Genomic DNA, 711 nt, shown 5'->3' on the forward strand with positions numbered 1-711 from the left:
CGCGGCGGCCTTGGCGGCCTCCAGGGCCCGGCGCACCTCGGGCAGGTCGCCGATGAGGGGGCTGGGCCGGGCGGCGGTCAGGACTCCGGCGTACGACGGCCAGTCGACGTCGACGACGGTGGCGTGCGAGGTGCCTTCGGCGACGGCGGCGCGCAGTGCGGCGACGGCCGTGTCCGGCGCCATCGGGGTGAGTCCGTCGTGGCGCATGCGGTCGGTGAGGACGTCGGCGGTGGCCATGCCGGCGTCGGCCCAGGGGCCCCAGGCGACGGAGGTGACGGGCAGGCCGGCGGCGCGGCGCTGCTCGGCGACGGCGTCGAGGTAGGCGTTGGCGGCGGCGTAGTTGGCCTGTCCGGCGTTGCCGAGGACGCCGACGATGGAGGAGAACAGCACGAACATCGACAGGTCGTGCTCGCGGGTGAGGTCGTGCAGGTGGGCGGTGCCGAGGGTCTTGGGGCGCAGGACGGCGTCGAAGCGGTCCGGGGTGAGGGCGTCGAGGACGCCGTCGTCGAGGACGCCCGCGGCGTGGACGACGCCGGTGAGCGGCAGGTCGGCGGGGAGGGAGCCGAGGAGCGCGGCGAGCTGGTCGCGGTCGGCGACGTCGCAGTCGGCGACGGTGACGCGGGCGCCGTGCGCGGTGAGTTCGGCGGTGAGGTCGGCGACGCCGGGCGCGTCGGGGCCGCGGCGGCTGGTGAGGACCAGGTGCCGGGTGCC

At 76.9% G+C, this 711-nt stretch carries 1 protein-coding gene; it reads right to left on the minus strand.

Annotated features, from left to right (window positions below):
- The coding region (locus B7767_RS34690) for a beta-ketoacyl reductase (protein WP_143652792.1) at positions 1-711 on the minus strand (711 nt) is incomplete at both ends.

It is taken from the genome of Streptomyces sp. 13-12-16 (genome assembly GCF_002114215.1).
In the GTDB taxonomy this organism is placed as follows: Bacteria; Actinomycetota; Actinomycetes; order Streptomycetales; family Streptomycetaceae; genus Streptomyces.